20 protein-coding genes are annotated in these 17,614 nt (G+C 67.2%); 14 read left to right on the forward strand and 6 right to left on the reverse strand.

The features are described 5' to 3' along the window. The first annotated feature begins 11 nt into the window (after positions 1-11). The 4 genes from H7J06_RS05030 to H7J06_RS05045 all read left to right on the forward strand — a co-directional run bounded on the left by H7J06_RS05030 (position 12) and on the right by H7J06_RS05045 (position 3,999). Entirely contained in the window at positions 12-1,499 is a 1,488-nt protein-coding gene (locus tag H7J06_RS05030; RefSeq protein WP_264037512.1) for a flavin-containing monooxygenase, read from the forward strand. A 15-nt stretch (positions 1,500-1,514) separates the two neighbouring features. Further along, positions 1,515-1,784 (forward strand): DoxX-related protein, encoded by a 270-nt coding sequence (locus H7J06_RS05035; protein ID WP_264037514.1) that lies wholly within the window; start codon positions 1,515-1,517, stop codon positions 1,782-1,784. 129 nt (positions 1,785-1,913) lie between these two features. Further along, entirely contained in the window at positions 1,914-2,753 is an 840-nt protein-coding gene (locus H7J06_RS05040) for a polysaccharide deacetylase family protein (RefSeq protein ID WP_372515240.1), read from the forward strand. A gap of 19 nt (positions 2,754-2,772) precedes the next feature. Continuing rightward, positions 2,773-3,999, forward strand: coding sequence for an APC family permease (locus H7J06_RS05045; protein WP_264037515.1), 1,227 nt, complete (start codon positions 2,773-2,775; stop codon positions 3,997-3,999). A 19-nt stretch (positions 4,000-4,018) separates the two neighbouring features. On the opposite strand, the gene H7J06_RS05050 is transcribed toward H7J06_RS05045, so the two are convergent. Beyond that, positions 4,019-4,657, reverse strand: coding sequence for a TetR/AcrR family transcriptional regulator (locus H7J06_RS05050; RefSeq protein ID WP_264037516.1), 639 nt, complete (start codon positions 4,655-4,657; stop codon positions 4,019-4,021). A gap of 132 nt (positions 4,658-4,789) precedes the next feature. On the opposite strand from H7J06_RS05050, the gene H7J06_RS05055 reads away from it, so the two are divergent. The 4 genes from H7J06_RS05055 to H7J06_RS05070 are packed head-to-tail and all read left to right on the forward strand — an operon-like array spanning position 4,790 to position 7,467. Further along, positions 4,790-5,266 (forward strand): DoxX family protein, encoded by a 477-nt coding sequence (locus H7J06_RS05055; protein ID WP_264037517.1) that lies wholly within the window; start codon positions 4,790-4,792, stop codon positions 5,264-5,266. A 55-nt stretch (positions 5,267-5,321) separates the two neighbouring features. Next, positions 5,322-5,807: a peroxiredoxin family protein gene (locus tag H7J06_RS05060; RefSeq protein WP_264037518.1), complete on the forward strand. Its 486-nt coding sequence runs from the start codon at positions 5,322-5,324 to the stop codon at positions 5,805-5,807. Continuing rightward, entirely contained in the window at positions 5,804-6,946 is a 1,143-nt protein-coding gene (locus H7J06_RS05065) for an oxidoreductase (RefSeq protein ID WP_264037519.1), read from the forward strand. Before H7J06_RS05060 ends, H7J06_RS05065 begins: the two co-directional genes overlap by 4 nt. Before the next feature lie 8 nt (positions 6,947-6,954). Then, positions 6,955-7,467: a DUF8737 domain-containing protein gene (locus H7J06_RS05070; RefSeq protein ID WP_264037520.1), complete on the forward strand. Its 513-nt coding sequence runs from the start codon at positions 6,955-6,957 to the stop codon at positions 7,465-7,467. A 24-nt stretch (positions 7,468-7,491) separates the two neighbouring features. Here H7J06_RS05070 and H7J06_RS05075 read toward each other — a convergent pair whose 3' ends face one another. After that, a complete protein-coding gene (locus H7J06_RS05075; protein WP_264037522.1) occupies positions 7,492-8,370 on the reverse strand; it encodes an NAD(P)H-binding protein in 879 nt (292 codons plus the stop codon). A gap of 130 nt (positions 8,371-8,500) precedes the next feature. On the opposite strand from H7J06_RS05075, the gene H7J06_RS05080 reads away from it, so the two are divergent. Further along, a complete protein-coding gene (locus tag H7J06_RS05080; protein WP_264037523.1) occupies positions 8,501-9,133 on the forward strand; it encodes a TetR/AcrR family transcriptional regulator in 633 nt (210 codons plus the stop codon). Between the two features lie 43 nt (positions 9,134-9,176). Here H7J06_RS05080 and H7J06_RS05085 read toward each other — a convergent pair whose 3' ends face one another. The 4 genes from H7J06_RS05085 to H7J06_RS05100 are packed head-to-tail and all read right to left on the reverse strand — an operon-like array spanning position 9,177 to position 13,042. After that, complete coding sequence (locus tag H7J06_RS05085) at positions 9,177-9,842, reverse strand: GntR family transcriptional regulator (protein ID WP_264037524.1); 666 nt, start codon at positions 9,840-9,842, stop codon at positions 9,177-9,179. Between the two features lie 43 nt (positions 9,843-9,885). Continuing rightward, a complete protein-coding gene (locus H7J06_RS05090) occupies positions 9,886-10,869 on the reverse strand; it encodes a transketolase family protein (RefSeq protein ID WP_264037525.1) in 984 nt (327 codons plus the stop codon). After that, positions 10,866-11,708 (reverse strand): transketolase, encoded by an 843-nt coding sequence (locus H7J06_RS05095; RefSeq protein WP_264037526.1) that lies wholly within the window; start codon positions 11,706-11,708, stop codon positions 10,866-10,868. Before H7J06_RS05095 ends, H7J06_RS05090 begins: the two co-directional genes overlap by 4 nt. Further along, complete coding sequence (locus H7J06_RS05100; RefSeq protein WP_264037527.1) at positions 11,708-13,042, reverse strand: MFS transporter; 1,335 nt, start codon at positions 13,040-13,042, stop codon at positions 11,708-11,710. The genes H7J06_RS05095 and H7J06_RS05100 overlap by 1 nt, the downstream gene beginning before the upstream one ends. 197 nt (positions 13,043-13,239) lie before the next feature. On the opposite strand from H7J06_RS05100, the gene H7J06_RS05105 reads away from it, so the two are divergent. Genes H7J06_RS05105 through H7J06_RS05125 form a run of 5 tightly spaced genes read left to right on the forward strand, consistent with a single transcriptional unit; the run spans position 13,240 to position 17,601 of the window. Continuing rightward, positions 13,240-14,073, forward strand: a complete 834-nt coding sequence (locus tag H7J06_RS05105) for a sugar phosphate isomerase/epimerase family protein (RefSeq protein WP_264037528.1) — start codon at positions 13,240-13,242, stop codon at positions 14,071-14,073. 17 nt (positions 14,074-14,090) lie between these two features. After that, positions 14,091-14,861, forward strand: a complete 771-nt coding sequence (locus H7J06_RS05110) for an SDR family NAD(P)-dependent oxidoreductase (protein ID WP_264037529.1) — start codon at positions 14,091-14,093, stop codon at positions 14,859-14,861. Between the two features lie 46 nt (positions 14,862-14,907). Further along, positions 14,908-15,342 (forward strand): MarR family winged helix-turn-helix transcriptional regulator, encoded by a 435-nt coding sequence (locus tag H7J06_RS05115; protein ID WP_264037531.1) that lies wholly within the window; start codon positions 14,908-14,910, stop codon positions 15,340-15,342. Between the two features lie 19 nt (positions 15,343-15,361). After that, positions 15,362-16,222, forward strand: a complete 861-nt coding sequence (locus tag H7J06_RS05120) for an LLM class F420-dependent oxidoreductase (RefSeq protein WP_264037532.1) — start codon at positions 15,362-15,364, stop codon at positions 16,220-16,222. Between the two features lie 53 nt (positions 16,223-16,275). Continuing rightward, positions 16,276-17,601: a uracil-xanthine permease family protein gene (locus tag H7J06_RS05125; protein ID WP_264037533.1), complete on the forward strand. Its 1,326-nt coding sequence runs from the start codon at positions 16,276-16,278 to the stop codon at positions 17,599-17,601. Positions 17,602-17,614: the final 13 nt, after the last annotated feature.

The following is a 17,614-nucleotide window of genomic DNA, read 5'->3' on the forward strand; positions in this document are numbered from 1 at the left end:
ACCGTCTTGCCATGACTTCGGAGCACTTCGACGCGGTCATCGTCGGGGCCGGGTTCGCGGGAATCGGCGCAGCCATCCAGCTCAAGCGCAACGGCGTCGACGACTTCGTCATCCTGGATCGCGAGGACGACCTCGGCGGCACCTGGTACGTCAACCACTACCCCGGCCTGGCCGTGGACGTGCCCACGACGACGTATTCGTACTTCTTCGAGCCCAACCCGAACTGGTCGCGCCTGTTCACCCCGGGCCCGGAGATCAAGCAGTACGCCGACGACGTCGCCGACAAGTACGACGTCCGCAGGTACATGCGCTTCAACACCACCGTCGAGGGTGCGCGCTGGGACGAGGACGCCAGCCACTGGCGGATCGCCCTGGCCGGCGGCGGCACGATGACGGCCCGCTATCTCATCACCGCGACGGGATTCCTGTCCCAGCCCGCGGTGCCCGACATCCCGGGCATCGCCGACTTCGCCGGCAAGGTCGTCCACACCACCCAGTGGGAGGACGACTTCGATCCCGCGGGCCGTCGCATCGCGGTGATCGGCACCGGCGCCACCGCGGTGCAGCTGATCCCCGAACTCGCCAAGCAGGCCGCCGACCTCGTGGTCTATCAACGCACCCCGATCTGGGTGGTGCCCAAGATCGACGTGCGCTTCAGCGAGCGTGCGAAGCGGATGTTCGCGCGAATCCCCATGACGCAACGCGTCCTTCGCTGGCTGACCTCCTCGATCTACGAGGTGATGGTGTCGGTCGGGGTGCGGCACTACCGCACGTTCCGCGGCCGGTTCAACATCTCGGCCGCCGACCTGTCCCGCATGCATCGCTTCGCGGTGATCCGCGATCCCGATCTGCGCCGACGGCTGACGCCGGACTACGACTTCGGCTGCAAGCGGCCCACGTTCTCCAACGGGTACTACCGCGCGTTCACCAAACCGCACGTGCACCTGCAGGACGCCGGCATCGACCACATCGTCGCCGACGGCATCGTGGGCAAGGACGGCACCAAGAACGTGGTCGACACCCTGGTGCTCGCGACGGGATTCGACCTGTGGGAGGCGAACTTCCCCGCCATCGAGGTCATCGGACGTGACGGGCGCGATCTGGGAAAGTGGTGGCGCGACACCAGGTTCCAGGCGTATCAGGGGGTGTCGATGCCGTACTTCCCGAACTACCTGAGTCTTGCGAGCCCGTATGCGTTCCTCGGACTGAACTTCTTCAACACCATGGAATACCAGATGCAGTTGATGGACCGGCTGCTGACCGAGGTGAAGCGGCGCGGTGCGACGACCTTCGAGGTGACCGAGGAAGCCAACACCGCGTTCCTCAACCGGATGACCGAGCTGCTGGGCGACTCGCTGTTCACCAACGGCAACTGTGGCAGCGCCCATTCGTACTACTTCAACCCCGCGGGTGAGCCCACCCTGCTGCGTCCGTCGTCGACCGAAGCGGCGATCAAGGAAGCATCCGAGTTTCCGTTGACCGACTACCAGATTGCCTGACGAGAGGATCCATTCGTGCCGCAGGAGAAGAGTTCGAAGTCAGCCACGTTCGCAGGCTTGGCCTTGGCCGGCACCGGCGTGGCGCACTTCGTCCGGCCGGAACTGTTCGAGGGCATCACCAAGACGGCGTTTCCCACCGACACGGCGCGCTTCCTGAAGATCAACGGCGGGCTCGAGACGGCGCTGGGCCTCGGCGTGGCCATTCCGCAGACCCGCAAGCTCGCGTTGATCGGACTGCTCGGCTACGGCGGCTACCTGGCGGTGAACGTCATCCGCAACCAGTGATCGGTCACCGCTAGCACCGGCGCTCAGTCGACTGCCAGCCCAGCTTCCCCGGCTATCGGCCACTAGGCAGCTAACCTTCTGACTGTGCCCGATGTGACCAGAGTGACCAGAGTGACCAATGGGACAATGCTGTCCCGGCGCAACCTGCTCGCGGGCGCCATCGCCTCGGCCGCCGGCATCGCCCTGGTGCGCTGTGGCGCGGACGCGTCCAGCCACGCCGCCCAGCCGCCCGCGTCCGCACCGCCAGCGGCGCTTCCTGAGCCGCCCGCCTGGCCCGAACTCCTGCCCGCCCCACCGCCGCAGGCGCGGATTCCCCTGCCCGGCGGGGGCGTGCTGAGCGCGCTGCCGGGACCCGGCGATCTGTTGTCGCTCACGCTCGACGACGGCGTCGACACCGGGGTGGTGCGGGCGTACGCCCAGCTCGCCAAGGACACCGGCATCCGGCTGACGATGTTCGTCACCGGGGTGTTCTCGTCGTGGGCCGACAACCGCGACCTGCTGCAGCCGCTGGTCGACTCGGGTCAGATTCAGTTGGGCAACCACACCTGGGTGCACCCCGACCTGACGAAGCTGACCGGCAGCCGGATCGCCGACGAATTGCGGCACACCGACCAGTTCATCCGCGACACCTTCGGCGTGGACGCCACGCCCTACTACCGGCCGCCCTACGGCGCCTACAACGACCTGGTCCAGTCGGTGGCCGCCGACCTGGGCTACACCCAGACCGCGTTGTGGGACGGCAACATCGGCGACGACCAGATCCTGGCGCCCCGGGACATCGTCGCCAACGCCGACCAGTACTACGTGCCGCAAAAGATCGTCATCGGCCACCTCAACCACCCGCCGGTGACGGGTGTCTACCACGAACTGGTCGACATCATCCACGATCGCCGCCTGCGCACGGTGACGCTCAACGACGTCTTCTCCAAGCCGGAGGCCAGCCGCCTCACGTCGGCCTATCCCGCCTGAGCGCTCTACGCTGTCACGCGTGGCCGCGCCAGAACCGCCTGCCCTGCGCCGCACCCTCGGCACCGCGGACGCGGTCACCATCGGACTCGGCTCGATGCTGGGTGCGGGTGTCTTCGTCGCGCTCGCACCCGCCGCCGCGGCCGCGGGTTCGGCGCTGCTGATCGGACTGGCCGTCGCCGCCGTCGTCGCCTACTGCAACGCCACGTCCTCGGCCCGGCTCGCCGTGCTCTACCCGCAGTCGGGCGGCACCTACGTCTACGGCCGGGAGCGGCTCGGCCCATTCTGGGGCTACCTCGCCGGGTGGAGCTTCGTCGTCGGCAAGACCGCGTCGTGCGCGGCAATGGCACTCACCGTCGGTGTCTACGCCTGGCCCGCCCACGCGCACACGGTGGCGGTTGCCGCCGTGGTCTTCTTGACCGCAATCAACACCGTCGGGGTGCAGAAGTCGGCGTGGCTCACCAAGATCATCGTCGCCGTCGTCCTCGCGGTGCTGGCCGCGGTCGTCGTCGCGATCGCCACCTCGGGTGGCGCCGACGTCTCGCACCTGGCGCTGCACGACGCGAGCGTGCTCGGCGTGCTGCAGGCGGCCGGCCTGTGCTTCTTCGCCTTCGCCGGGTATGCGCGGATCGCCACGCTGGCCGAGGAAGTGCGCGACCCGACGACGACGATCCCGCGCGCGATCCGCATCGCCCTGGCCCTCGTGCTGGTGGTCTACGCGGCGATCGCGAGCGCCGTGCTGGCCGAATTGGGAAGTGCGGCAATGGCTTCTGCAACGGCACCGCTGGCCGACGCGGTGACTGCCGCGGGACACCCCGGGCTGACGCCGGTCGTGCGGGTCGGCGCGACGATCGCCGCGCTCGGTTCGCTGCTGGCCCTGATCCTCGGCGTGTCGCGCACCGCGCTGGCCATGGCCCGCGATCGCCACCTCCCGCCGGCGCTGGCGGTCGTGCATCCGCGGTTCGAGACGCCGTACCGCGCGGAGCTGGTCGTCGGAGCCGTCGTCGCCGTGCTCGCCGGCGTGCTGGACCTGCGGGGCGCGATCGGCTTCTCGTCGTTCGCCGTGCTGGTCTACTACGCAATCGCCAACGCCTCGGCATTCACGTTGGGCGCCAAGCTCATTCCGGTCGCAGGCCTCGTCGGGTGTCTGGTGCTGGCGGTCACGCTGCCGGTGACGTCGGTACTCACCGGGATGGCGGTCCTGCTGGTCGGAGCGGCGCTCTACGCCGCCGTAGGCCGTCGAGTGTGACTGCGATTCCTCGACTTCTCTACTTGGGCGCCGGGATGGTCCGGTATCCGGCGATGTGCCCAAGTGCCATGTTGAGGGCCAGTTCGAGGGGACGGGCGCTGCGGGTGGTCTGCGCCATGAGCAGTCCGCCCTGCAGTGCGCTCATCATCGTCAACGCGAGTTCGTCCGGGTCGGCGTCGGGGCTGAGTTCGCCGTCGTCCCGCATGCCCGCAAAGCCAGTGGACAGATAGGACTGCCACTCGGCGAACGACCGCGCGAGCTCGAGGCGCGCGGAGTCGGATCGGTCGGCAAGCTCGCTGACGAGGGAGCCGAGGGGGCAACCGCCGATACCCTGTGTCGTGCGGGTGGCGGCGACGAGATGATCGCACCAACGCTGCAGACCGCTCCAGGACGTCACCTCACGTAGGCGTGGCTCCTGCGCCGCGATGATCCGCCCGAGCTGAGTCTTGATGACCTCGCCGATGAGGGCGTCCTTGTCGGCGAAGTAGTGATAGAGCTGCGACCTGCTCGTATCACTGGCATTCATCACCGCGTCGAGGCTCGTTCCCGCCACGCCACGCTCACGGACCAGAGACGTAGCTTCAGCCACGATGCGAGCCTTGGTGACCGCTCCGCGAGCCGTCAGCCGCGGCGGAGAACCACTTCCCTTTGACGCCACGGACGGACAGTATCCGAATTGGAATTGTCGGTCCACTTTTCCGCCAGCATGATCTCCCACGTGTGGTCGGCGACTTGCCCGGAGGGACGTCGACTCCACGCTGAAGCGTCACCGACCAACTGGGAGGAACCCGTGAATCGCCCGCAAGACAACACGACATTGAGAAACAACTCGATGTTCCTCGGCGTGTTCATGTTCATGTTCGGGTTCTTGAAGTACTTCGAGCCGTTTCGCACCATGTTCGAGGCTCAGATCACCGAAAGTGGCATGCCGCGACTCAGCATCCCCCTGGGCAAGGTTGGCGAATTGGCCATCGGCTTGGGCCTACTGTTGCCGGCCAGCTTCAGGCGCGAGATTCCCCATCTCTATCGCCCGATCGTGTTCGTCGCGTCGGCTGGGCTCGTGGTCAACATGGGAGTTGCGACCTATGTGCACGTACAGCCGGAGGTTCCGGCGAACGTCCTGCCCCTCGGGGTCAAACCCCCATTCATCCCGCTGTTCGTCATGTCGTTGGCGGTCGTGAATCTCTACCAAGCCTGCCGAGGCAATGGCCGCCAGATCCATGGACAAGCCGAGACCGCAAGGGGATTCGGCCGATTGCAGACGTAGCCGACAGACTCGGCGAGATGCCCGTCCGTCGACGAATCACGATGAAAGGACCTCCATGTCGCGCCTCGACAATGGCCAACCGTTCCCCCCGCTCACCGTTCCCGCCGTGGGGGGCGGCACGATCAGCCTGCCGGGCGACCTCGCCGGCTCCTATGGAGTCATCTTGATCTATCGCGGGTCCTGGTGCCCCTATTGCCACGCGCAACTCGGCTCGTTCTCGCGCGCACTCGACATCCTGAGCAAGCTCAACGTCAAGGTCGTCGCCCTCTCCGTCGACGACGAGGACACTGCTGCGGAACTGGTTGCCAAGCGCAAGCTGAACTTTCCGGTCGGATACGGCGCGGACGCCGACCAGATCGCCGCCGCGATCGGTGCCTACGTCCACGACGATCCGCACTATCTGCAGTCGACCGGGGTCATCCTGGCACCGGACGGGACGGTATGCCTGGCCGTGTATTCGAGCGGGGCGATCGGACGGCTCGTTCCCGACGACGTCGCCGGCTTCGTCGAATACGTCTCCGCACATCCGGACGCACAATGACAAAATCCGGGTCGCGCCACGACCATCACGACACTCTCTTCAGCCCGACGTTCATCGGTGACGTGGAACTGCGCAACCGCATCGCCCTGGCGCCGATGACCCGAGTCAGTGCGGCGGCAGATGGCGTGCCCGCCGATCGAATCGGCGCCTATTACCGGGTATTCGCCGACGGTGGCTTTGGCTTGTTGATCACCGAGGGCCTCTACGTCGATGACAAGACCAGCCAGGGCTACTTCTTCCAACCCGGCATCGCCAACCCCGACCACGCCGCGGCCTGGGCTCGAGTCGTCGACGGTGTCCACGGGGCCGGGTCGAAGTTCTTCGCCCAGTTGATGCATGCCGGCAGCCAGTCACAAGGCAACCCGCACACCACCACCACCTGGGGACCCTCAGCCGTGAGACCCAAAGGCGAGCAGCTGGCGATGTACCGCGGGTCCGGCCCGTATCAGATTCCCAAAGCGATGACCGCTGAACACATCACGCAGGTCCGGGCCGCGTTCGTCACCGCCGCCCGCATGGCCCGCGACGCCGGGTTCGACGGCGTGGAGATCCACGGCGCCAACGGATACCTGCTCGACGCCTTCCTCACCGACTACCTCAACACCCGCACCGATGGATACGGCGGTGGCGTCGCCAACCGGGTCCGGCTGGCGACCGAGGTCTGCGGTGACGTCGTAGCCGCTGTCGGAGCCGACATCGCCGTCGGTATCCGGATTTCTCAGGGCAAGGTCTCCGACAACGAACATCGTTGGGCCGGAGGCGAAGACGACGCCGCCGAAATCTTCACCGCTCTGGCCGACACCGGGATCGACTACATTCACACCACCGAGTACCGCGCGTTGGCACCGGCTTTCGACAACACCGTCAAGCCATTGTCGAAGCTGGCCAAGCAGTACAGCCGCCTGTCGATCATCGCCAACGGCCACCTCGACGACCCACACGACGCCGCCGCCATCATCGACTCCGGTGCAGCCGACGTCGTCGCCCTGGCCAAACCCGCTCTGGCCAACCGCGATTGGCCACATCGCGTGCGTACGGGACAGCCGCTTTCAGCGGACCTGCCCGCCGACCTGTTCGGGCCGCTGGCGACCGTCAAGGACTGGGAAGTCATCGATATGAAGGGCACGACCCCGCGATGAATAACACCATGATCTTCTGGCTGCAGCTACTTTTGAGTTGTGTCGTCTGCGCCCTCGTCGCCACGTGGTACGTATGGCCGAAACTAACTAAACTACCCCTTGATTCTGCTCTCATTCCACTGATCTTCGTGCACGTTTTCCGCTATGTGGGAATGGTCTTGTTGGTTACGGGCATGGTCGATCCGAAGCTGCCCAGAGAGGCACTTTCCGCTGCTGCATACGGTGATCTCTTGGCGGCGGCGCTGGCCCTGGCTTCCATCTTCGCACTGCGCGGCGGGTGGCGTTTCGCCATTCCGCTGGTGTGGGTGTTCAGCGCGTGGGGATTCATTGACCTGTTGAATACATTGCGAGGTGTCGTGCAGACAAATCTTCCCAGTTTCAACCTCGGTCCCGCCTATTTCATCTATACCTTTTACGCTCCCACGGTCGTCGTTGCACATCTGATGATCTTCTGGGTATTGATCAGATCCAAGTCATGGAATAACAGAGTCGATGAAGGTCGACCCCGGACGTCGCGGTGACGAACAGGTTCTTGTCCGAAGATCTCACGGTTGGTCCCTTTCCGTGAGACGTGGCTGGTTGCTGAAGAGTTCGCGGTGTGCGTCCACCCACCGGGCGTACGGGGTGGCTGGCCGGCCCAAGATCTCCTCGACGTCCCTGGTGACGACCGCGGGTTGTGTCGCGGCGGCGGCCTGCAGAGCGATGTAGGCGTCGGCAAATTCCGGTGCCGCCCCGGCGGCGACGAGGCGGTCGCGTACCAGTGCGGGGTCGACTTCCTGGTAGCGCAGCGCACGGCCCAAGGCGTCGCCGATGACGGCGACCTGCTCGGCCACGGTGAACGCCTCCGGCCCGGTCAGCGGAATTCGCCGGCCGTCGAGGTGCCCGCCAAGGATGGCCTGAACGGCAACGGCGGAGATGTCGGCGTCGACGATTGGCGCGAACGACGCGCAGGCGAAGGGGCCGCTGACCACGTCGCCGGCACGTAACTGGGCCGACCACATGTCCGCAGACGTCGAGGCGAACACCGCAGGCCGCAAGCTGACCCACGCGAGCCCCGAATCGACTGCCAGCTGCTCGACTTCCTTGTTTCGGTCACCGCGAAAACGCGAGGGCTGCCGTGCGACGTCGTCGTCGGCATTGGCCGCCGACAGCGCGACGAGCCGGGTGACACTTCCTGCGTCCCTGGCGTCCGTGATCACCTGCGCCAGATCCGCGGCGAGCGCACGGGAATTGAGAAAGACCGCCGACGCTCCCCGCAGCGCCTCGCGGACGGAATCGGTGACCTGCACGCCGTCGGGCAGGTGGGCCCCCGCCGGGGTGCGGGTGACTGCGCGAACCTCGACTCCGGCGTCGACGAGGAGAGCGACCAGGGGACGCCCGACGTTGCCGGTGGCACCTGTGACGACGATCGGCCCGTCGGTCATGCCGCACCCACGTCGTGGCCGCGTGCGTGGAACCGAGCGGGTGGCCTGAGTACCGTGTAATGGATCATGCGATCCACTGTTCTGCAGCAAAAATGGATTATCAATACCAAAACGGTCTTGGGGTGACGCGGTGACGAGCACGAAGAACGGCCCGGTCAGGTGGACCCCCAAGGGGCAACGGACGCGCGCACGCATCATCCACGTGGCGGCTCGATTGATCTGGGAGCGCGGCGTGACCGCCACCACGCTCGAAGACGTCAAACTCGCCGCGGAAGTCAGCAGCTCACAGCTCTACCACTACTTCGCCGACAAGGAGCAGCTGGTCAACGCGGTCGTCGAGCACCAAGCCGACACACTGGTGAACAACACCGCACAGGCCAACCTCGGGACCGCCGAAAACCTCGCGGCGTGGCGCGATCTGGTCGTCGCACACGCCGATGCCATCCACGGCCAGGGCGGCTGCCCGCTGGGGGCGTTGGGAAGCCAGCTGGCCGAGTACGACCCGGAGGCACGCGCGCTCGTCGCCGCAGGATTCGGCCGCTGGGCCACCGCGATTCAGGAGGGATTGCGTGCCCTGCACGACCAGGGACGCCTGGCTGCCGACGTCGATCCCGACGACCTCGCGGTCACCATGCTGGCAGCGCTGCAGGGCGGACTACTGCTCGCCCAAGTTCATCGCGACGTCCGCCCCTTGCGGACCACGCTGCAGACGATCCTGACGATGGCCGGCGTGACCGACGCCGATGGGGAACCGGTGCGCTGAGATCGTCCTCCGTTTCAGTCGGTCGACCGGGCGGCGTGCGCCGTCAGGCAGCGCCGTCGACGAGTACCGACGCGGCCCCCGCCATGTGCTCGCGCACCGCGTCGGCCGCGGCGGTGCCGTCGCCCGACTCGATCGCGTCGACGATCTCGAGGTGGCGTTTGGCGTCCATGTTCTTCAGCGCACGCTCGACCCCGGCGTACATGATCGACATCCGGATGCTGCCCTCCAACGAGGACCAGGAGTGCATCAGCGTTTCGTTGCCGCTGAGCTGACACATCATTCTGTGGAAGCGCAGATCGGCCTCGATGCGGTCCTCGAGGTTGGAGGCCGCCCAGCGGTCCATGTCCTCGACGGCGGCGCGGAGGTTCGCGACGACGTCGGCCCGGTCGGGTCGGGACGCCAATTCGCTTGCGGCCAAGGCCTCCAACGCGGCGCGCACGCCGAAGATGTCCCGGATCTCCTTGGTGTCGAGGTGCCGGACCGACAACCTGCCCCGTGCCCCCGCGGAGATCAGGCCCTCCTGCTGGAGTTGTCGCATGGCCTCCCGCAACGTCCCGCGGCTGATCTGAAGCGCCTCGGAGAGCTCCGTTTCGACCAGATGCGTGCCGGGCTTGATCTGACCGGTGGTGATGGCCTTGCGCAGCGCCGAGAGCGCTTGCTCGCGCAGGCTGGTCTTCTCCAGGCGCAGGAAGCCGGGTTCCACCGTCATTCGCCGCCCCTCGAGTGTCGACATCTGAATGTCGACATCGATGCTACAGCCGGCCCAGGACCGAGGCGACGATCCGGCGCGTCGACAGGCCGTACCGGTCGTGCAGGGTGGGCAGTGCGCCCGCGGCAAGGAACTCGTCGGGCAGCGCGATCGGCGTCACCTGCTTGCCGAGCCCGCGGCGCACCACGGCCGACGCGACGGTCTCGAACAAGCCGCCGACGACGGTGTGGTTCTCCAGCGTCACGGCCAGGCGGTCGGTGTCGATCTCGCGTAACACCGTGTCCTCGTCGAAGGGCTTGATGGTGGGCGTGTGCACGACCGCGGCGTCCACGTGATGGGCGGCGAGCTCCTCGGCGGCGAGCAGCGCGCGCATCGTCATCAACCCGCTGGAGACGAAGACCACGTCGGCCCCGGGACGCACGACCTTGGCCTTGCCGAGTTCGAAGGTGTAGTCGTACTCGTCGAGCACCGTGGGCACGTGACCGCGCAGCAGCCGCAGGTAGCTGGGCCCGGGGGTCTCCGCGAGTTGCGGAACGGCCTGCTCGATGTCCACCGAGTCGCAGGGGTCGACGATCGTCAACCCGGGGATGCCGCGGAATATGGCCATGTCCTCGGTGGCCTGATGCGACGGCCCGTACCCCGTGGTGAGTCCGGGGAGCCCGCCGACGACGTTGACGTTGAGTCCCGGCTCGGCGATGTCGAGGCAGATGAAGTCGTAGGCCCTCCGGGTGGCGAACACGGAGTAGGTCGACGCGAACGGAATCAGGCCCGTCTCGGCCATTCCCGCGGCGGCGCCGAAGAGCAGCTGCTCGGCCATCCCCATCTGAAAGTAGCGGTCCGGCATGGCCTGGGCGAAGACGTGCATGTCGGTGTACTTGCCGAGGTCGGCGGTCAGGCCGACGATGCGCTCGTCGGCGCGAGCCGCGGCGACCAGGGCATGCCCGAACGGCGCCGAGGTGGTGCGTTGGCCGGGCTCGGCGAACGAGGCGATCATCGCCGAGGTCCGCAGTGGGGCGTGGGCGGTCATGCGGGTACTCCTTCGTAGCCGAGGGTCAGCTGCTCACGGCAGACCTGCCACTCGTCGGCGTCGATGCGCATGAAGTGCGCCTTCTCCCTGTTCTCCAGCAGTGGCACACCGCGGCCAACCCTGGTGTCGCACACGATGACTGCGGGCTGACCGGTCGGCGTCGACCGTTCCGCGACCGCGTCGAACGCGTCGAGAAGCGCCCCGACGTCGTTGCCGTCGACGCGTTGGGTGAACCACCCGCAGGCGGCCCACTTGTCGCCCACCGGTTCGGTGCGCAACACCCCGGCGGTGGGGCCGTCGGCCTGCAGGGCGTTGACGTCGACCATGGCGACCAGGTGACCGAGTCGATGATGGCTGGCCCCCATCGCCGCCTCCCACGTGGAGCCCTCGTCGAGCTCGCCGTCGGACAGGAAGTTGATCACCCGCGACGCCGAACCCTGATGACGCAGTCCGAGGGCCATCCCGACGGCGACGGTGAGCCCGTGCCCGAGCGAACCGCCGGAGATCTCCATTCCCGGTGTGTAGCTTGCCATTCCGGACATCGGCAATCTGGAGTCGTCACTGCCGTAGGTCTCGAGCTCGCCAACGTCGACGATGCCTGCCTCGGCGAGCGCGGCGTACAACCCGATCGCGTAATGGCCGGTGGACAGCAGGAACCGGTCACGTTCGGCCCAGTGCGGGTCGTCGGCGCGGTACCGCAGCTGGTCGGCGTACACGCAGGCGAACATGTCGGCGGCGCCGAGGGCCTGCCCGACGTAGGCCTGCCCCTGCGCTTCGCCCATGTCGAGGGCATGGTGCCTGGCCCGGTACGCGGCGGCTTCGACGGTCTGGCGGCGCATCAGGCGGCCAGCTCGTGCGACTCAGAGGTGGCCTTGTCGGCCAGCCGACGTTCGCGCGGTCCCCACGTCTCCCGGGTGGTGACGGCAGCCACCAGCCCGATGGCCATGTAACCGCTGAACAGCAGCGCCGGGCCCATCCAGCCGATCCACTCGAAGAGCAGGGTGGTGATGAACGGCGTGAAGCCGGAGACCATGGCCGAGATCTGGTATGCCAGTGAGGCTCCCGACGCACGGGTGTTGGCGTTGAACAGCTCGGGGAACCACGCGCCCTGGGCGCCGGCCAGGGCGTTCTGGCACACCCCGTAGGCGATCACGAAGGTCGCGACGATCAGGATCACGAGGCCGGTGTTCACCAGCATGAACATGATGACGCCGAACGGGATGCCGAACGCGGTGACCCACAGGTAGACCGGCCGCCTTCCGATCTTGTCGGTCAGCCTGGCCCAGGCCATGGTCGCGACGATGCCGAGTGCCGAGGCGACGCACAGCGCCAGCAACGTCTCGGTCTTGGTCGCCAGCTGCGCACCCTTGAGGTAGGAGATCATGTAGGTGATGGACACCGCGTAGCCGGCGGTCTCGGCGATGCGAAGACCTATGCCGCGCACGATGTTTCGCCAGTCCGTCTTGACGACCTCGACGATCGGCGACCTCACGATGTCGCCCTTGTCCTTGACTTCTTCGAAGACCGGCGACTCCGGCACCCTGGCCCGGATGATCAAGCCGACGATGACCAGGAAGATGCTCGCCAGGAAGGGCACCCGCCAGGCCCAGTCGCCGCCGAGGTGCACGCTGACGAGGAAGACGAGGTTGGCCAGCAGCAGCCCGACGGGGAAGCCGGCCTGCACGATTCCGGTGTAGCGCCCCTTCTGCTTCCAGGGGGCGTGCTCGTAGCTCATGAGGATGGCGCCACCCCATTCGGCGCCGAACGCGAGGCCCTGGACGATGCGGACGGTGACCAGCAGGATCGGCGCGACGATGCCGACCGATTCGTAGGTGGGCAGCAGACCGATGGCGAAGGTGGCCAGGCCCATCAGAATGAGCGACGCCACCAGGACCGGCTTGCGGCCGACCTTGTCGCCGAGGTGTCCGCCGATGATTCCGCCCAGCGGACGGGCGGCGAAGCCGACGCCGAGGGTGGCGAACGCCGCCAGGGTGCCGGCGACCGGACTGGCACCAGGAAAGAAGGCGGTGCCGAAGTACAGGGCCGCGGCCGTGCCGAAGCCGATGAAGTCGTAGGTTTCGATGACGGCGCCGACGCCGGAACCGATCGCGACCCGTCTGGCGTCCTTGGTGCCGCGCACCGGACCCCGCATCTCCAGAGCGTCATCGCTCATGGGCTCATCCTCTCAATTCGGTCCCACCAGGGCAATCGACCTCACTGTTGACGGTCAACAGTGCGTTAGGTCACTCAGTGTGACCCCGCCCACACCCATTGTCAACAGTCAACATCGCTGCCGGCCGGGGGTTGACTGTTAACAGTCAACCGCTTAGTGTGGCTGGCATCACACTCCCGACCGTTCCGAGGTACGCCGTGCCGAACACCCGCTTCGCCGCCCGTCTGGGGTGCTCGTCCATCAGCTTTCGGCACCAGCCGCTCGCCGAGGCGCTCGCGACGATCACCTCCCTCGGCTTCGACGAGATCGATCTCGGGGCCCTGCCCGGGGTGTGCGACCACGTGCCGTTCGTGCTGGACTCAACTGCGGTGGCCGACGTGGCCCGTACCGTGGCGGCCTCCGGCCTGCGCGTGCGGTCGGTCAACGGCGACGTCGGCGATCTGAACGCGCCCGCGATGGGTCGGCGTCGTTCGGATCGCCGAGCACACCTCGACACGTTGTCCACCCTGGCCGCCGCCGTCGGGGCGCGCGCACTGGTGCTGCCCTGTGGCGCACTCGACCACGAGCCGATCACGACGCTCGAGGCCGACATCGCCCTCGTCGCCGACGAACTCGCGACGGCGGCGGCCGTCGCGGCGTCCCACGGCGTCGAACTGTGGACGGAGTCGCTGCACCTGCACCGGCTGTGCTGGAACGTCGAGCGCGCCCAGATGTTGGCCGATCGCCTCGTCGACGAGGTCGGCATCGTGATGGACTTCAGCCACGTCGTGGCCTCCGGCGGCGATCCGGTCGACTTCGTCGCGCGCTTCGGACCCCGCATCGCTCACGTCCATGTCCGCGATGCCACCCCCGGCAACATCAACGTCTCGGTAGGCAACGGTCACGTCGACTTCGCCTGCGGCATCAAGGAACTCGTCGCGGCGAAATACCAGGGGCACTACTCCCTCGAGCTCGAGACCCGCGACATCACCCACGACCAACGCCCCGACGCCGCCGCCAGGGCGGGCGACGTCATCAGCAACCTCATATAGATCGAAAGGCAACCAACATGGCAACCACCCGCACCGCCGTCGTCACCGGCGCCACCTCAGACCGCGGCATCGGCATGACCCTCGCCCAGCGGTACGCCCGCGAGGGGTGGGCAGTCGTCATCCTCGACCTGGACGGCGAGACGTCGGCCAAGGTGGCCGCCGACATCGGCAACCAGTTCGCCGTGCCCGCCTTCGGACACGCGGTCGACGTCACCTCCGAGGAGTCGGTCGCCACCGCCGAGGCCGCAGTCGCCGCCGAGGTGGCGTCGGGCAATCTGCCGCCCGTCGGTGCACTCGCCAACATCGCGGGCATCACCAGCCCCGTGCCGTTCCTCGAGACCACCCTCGACATCTGGAACAAGGTCATGGCGGTCAACGCCACCGGTACCTACCTGGTCACGAAGGCCTTCCTCCCCGCCATGATCGACAACGGCTGGGGACGCATCGTCAACATGTCGTCGGTGTCCGCGCAGCGCGGCGGCGGCGTGTTCGGCAAGGTGCCCTATTCGTCTGCCAAGGCCGCCATCCTCGGCTTCACCAAGGCGCTGGCCCGCGAGATCGCCGACACCGGCGTCACCGTCAACGCCGTCACCCCCGGGGCCGTCGACACCAACATCCGGGTCGGCGCCACCGACGAGTCCGAGGCCGCGCTGGCCGCGGGCATTCCGGTGGGCCGCACCGCGACCACCGAGGAAGTGGCCGCCGTCATCACCTTCCTGTCGAGCGAGGACGCGAGCTACCTGACCGGGACCACCGTGGACATCAACGGCGGCAGCCATATTCATTGAGGCCCTCAATATAGACAGTTTCAACTGTTCAGTTTAGTCTGTTGAAATGGAACGGGTCAGTGAGTCGGCGGCCGTGGCGGCGCAGGAGCTTCGCGTGCTGTTCAGCAGGCTGCGCAGGCGGTTGCTCGAAGTCGCGACCGCCGACGACCTCACTCCGTCCCAGACCGCGGTCCTGATCCGTCTCGTCAAGGACGGTCCCGCGTCGACCAGCCAACTGGCCGGCGCGGAACGCGTGCGCCCGCAATCCATGGCCACCACGCTCGCCGGCCTGGACCGCCACGGAATGATCGTGCGCACACCGGATCCCGAGGACGGACGCCGTCAACTCGTCGACCTGACCGCCCTCGGGCGCAGGCACGGGGAGAACGACCGCAAGGTGCGCGAGGAGTGGCTGGTGCGTGCCTTGCAGGACCGCTACACCGAACCGGAGCGCCGCGTCGTCAACGAGGCGCTGGCGCTACTGGCCCGGCTCACTGACTAGCGAAGGGTACTGACTCACAATGAAATTGGCCGTCCACTACATCGACTTCCTCCCCGGCGCGCCGGAGAAACTCGCCCCGACCCTCGCCGCGACCGTCAGGGCGGCCGAGGACGGTGGCGTCGACGTGTTCACCCTCGCCGACCACTTCTTCCAGATGGAGAACGTCGGTCGCGCTGAGGATCCCTTCCTCGAGGGTTACACCACGATGGGCTACCTCGCCGCGCTGACCGACCGCATCACCTTGACGATGCTGGTCACCGGCGTCACCTACCGCCACCCCGGCGTGCTGGCGAAGACCATGACCACCCTCGACGTGTTGAGCGGCGGCCGTTCGATGTTCGGCATCGGCGCGGCCTGGTACGACCGCGAACACCACGCGCTGGGCATCCCCTACCCGCCCTTGAAGGACAGGTTCGAGATGCTCGAGGAGACGCTGCAGATCTGTCAGCAGATGTGGAGCGACGACGACGGGCCCTACGAGGGCAAGCACTACCAACTCGCCGAGACCATCTGCCAACCGCAGCCCATTCGCCGGCCACCGATCCTCATCGGCGGCTCGGGCGAGAAGAAGACGTTGCGCATGGTCGCGCAATACGCCGACGTGTGGAACGCGTCGTCGACGCTCGAGGAGCTCCCCCACAAGCTCGACGTGTTGCGGCGGCACTGCGACGACGCGGGGCGGGACTTCTCCGAGATCCGGCTGACCGCTGGATTCTTCGAGGATCCGTTCTCCGACGTCGACGGCTATCTCCGCGCACTCGACCAGTACGCCGCCCTGGGCTTCCACACGATGTGGACCGGACCGTTGCCCGGCAACCCCGACCCGGCGGGCTGGGTGACGCGGCTAGGCGACGAGGTCATCCCGCGGCTGCCCAGCTAGGAGTCCTGGGTAAGAGTCGCGCGACGCCCGCCGATGGTGTGTAGTCGACAACCGTGATCTCACTGCGCTGGAAGCCCGTCCCCTCCGACGCCTACGTCGTCGCACCGGACGAGCGACTGAGTTGGCCGCGCACCATCGGCATCGGCGCTCAGCACGTGGTGGCGATGTTCGGCGCCACCTTCCTGGTGCCCGTGCTGACGGGCTTTCCACCCGCCACCACATTGCTGTTCTCCGGCATCGGCACCGTGCTCTTCCTGATCATCACCGGCAACCGGCTGCCCAGCTACCTCGGTTCGAGCTTCTCGGTGATCGCGCCGGTCACCGCGGCGGTGGCGTCCAACGGCGCGGGCAGCGCGCTGGGCGGCCTGGTCGCCGTCGGCCTGCTGCTGATCGTCATCGGCGCGGTCGTGCACGTCGTCGGGACCGGCTGGCTCGACGCGACGCTGCCGCCGGTGGTGACGGGTGCCATCGTGGCGCTGATCGGCTTCAATCTGGCTCCGGCGGCCAAGGCGAACTTCGAGAAGGGACCCGTGGTCGGGCTCGTCACCCTGGCCCTGCTGGTCGCAATCCTGGCATTCTTCCGCGGCATCATCGGCCGGCTGGCGATCTTCCTCGCCGTGGTCATCGGCTACCTGCTGGCACTGGCGCTCGGCGAGGTCGACACCTCGGCGATCGCCGCCGCGCCCTGGATCGGACTTCCCCACTTCCAGGCGCCGTCGTTCAGCCTCTCGGTGCTGCCGCTGTTCCTGCCCGCGGTCATCGCCCTGGTGGCCGAGAACATCGGCCACGTGAAGTCGGTCGGCCAGATGACGGGCACCGACACCGACCCGGTGATGGGCCGGGCCATCGCGGCCGACGGCGTGGCCACCACGCTGGCCGGCTTCGGCGGCGGGTCGGCCACCACGACCTATGCCGAGAACATCGGCGTGATGGCCGCGACCCGGGTCTATTCGACGGCGGCCTACTGGATCGCCGCGACGGTGGCCATCGTGCTGGCCATGTGCCCCAAGGTGGGGGCTGCCATCTCCGCCATCCCGCCGGGGGTTCTCGGCGGCGCGACCGTCGTCCTGTACGGGCTCGTCGGCATTCTCGGCGTCCGCATCTGGCTGACCAATCACGTCGACTTCGGTCTGCCGGTGAACCAGATGACGGCCGCAATCCCGCTGATCATCGGGATTGCAGACTTCACCTGGCACGCAGGCTCGTTGATCTTCACCGGCATCGCGCTCGGGTCGATCGCCGCGTTGGTCATCTACCACGGCATGCGGTTGCTCGGTTTCCGGTCGGTCACGACCGACGGTGACCGGGTCGACGAAAACGACGAAACCCCGACCCCACGGGTTGACGTGCGTGACAATGACGGCGAGTCGGCCAAATGAGGGGACGCACGAC

Origin of the sequence: Mycolicibacterium hodleri, assembly GCF_025822245.1 — a bacterium.
Taxonomy (GTDB): domain Bacteria; phylum Actinomycetota; class Actinomycetes; order Mycobacteriales; family Mycobacteriaceae; genus Mycobacterium; species Mycobacterium hodleri.

What these genes read in the sequence shown, in the direction of transcription:
- H7J06_RS05115 (WP_264037531.1), top strand. Translation starts at nt 14,908, where the DNA reads ATGGAACGGGTCAGTGAGTCGGCGGCCGTGGCGGCGCAGGAGCTTCGC.
- H7J06_RS05070 (WP_264037520.1), top strand. Translation starts at nt 6,955, where the DNA reads ATGATCTTCTGGCTGCAGCTACTTTTGAGTTGTGTCGTCTGCGCCCTC.
- H7J06_RS05085 (WP_264037524.1), bottom strand. Translation starts at nt 9,842, where the DNA reads ATGACGGTGGAACCCGGCTTCCTGCGCCTGGAGAAGACCAGCCTGCGC.
- H7J06_RS05065 (WP_264037519.1), top strand. Translation starts at nt 5,804, where the DNA reads ATGACAAAATCCGGGTCGCGCCACGACCATCACGACACTCTCTTCAGC.
- H7J06_RS05060 (WP_264037518.1), top strand. Translation starts at nt 5,322, where the DNA reads ATGTCGCGCCTCGACAATGGCCAACCGTTCCCCCCGCTCACCGTTCCC.
- H7J06_RS05030 (WP_264037512.1), top strand. Translation starts at nt 12, where the DNA reads ATGACTTCGGAGCACTTCGACGCGGTCATCGTCGGGGCCGGGTTCGCG.
- H7J06_RS05120 (WP_264037532.1), top strand. Translation starts at nt 15,362, where the DNA reads ATGAAATTGGCCGTCCACTACATCGACTTCCTCCCCGGCGCGCCGGAG.
- H7J06_RS05110 (WP_264037529.1), top strand. Translation starts at nt 14,091, where the DNA reads ATGGCAACCACCCGCACCGCCGTCGTCACCGGCGCCACCTCAGACCGC.
- H7J06_RS05075 (WP_264037522.1), bottom strand. Translation starts at nt 8,370, where the DNA reads ATGACCGACGGGCCGATCGTCGTCACAGGTGCCACCGGCAACGTCGGG.
- H7J06_RS05095 (WP_264037526.1), bottom strand. Translation starts at nt 11,708, where the DNA reads ATGCGCCGCCAGACCGTCGAAGCCGCCGCGTACCGGGCCAGGCACCAT.
- H7J06_RS05090 (WP_264037525.1), bottom strand. Translation starts at nt 10,869, where the DNA reads ATGACCGCCCACGCCCCACTGCGGACCTCGGCGATGATCGCCTCGTTC.
- H7J06_RS05100 (WP_264037527.1), bottom strand. Translation starts at nt 13,042, where the DNA reads ATGAGCGATGACGCTCTGGAGATGCGGGGTCCGGTGCGCGGCACCAAG.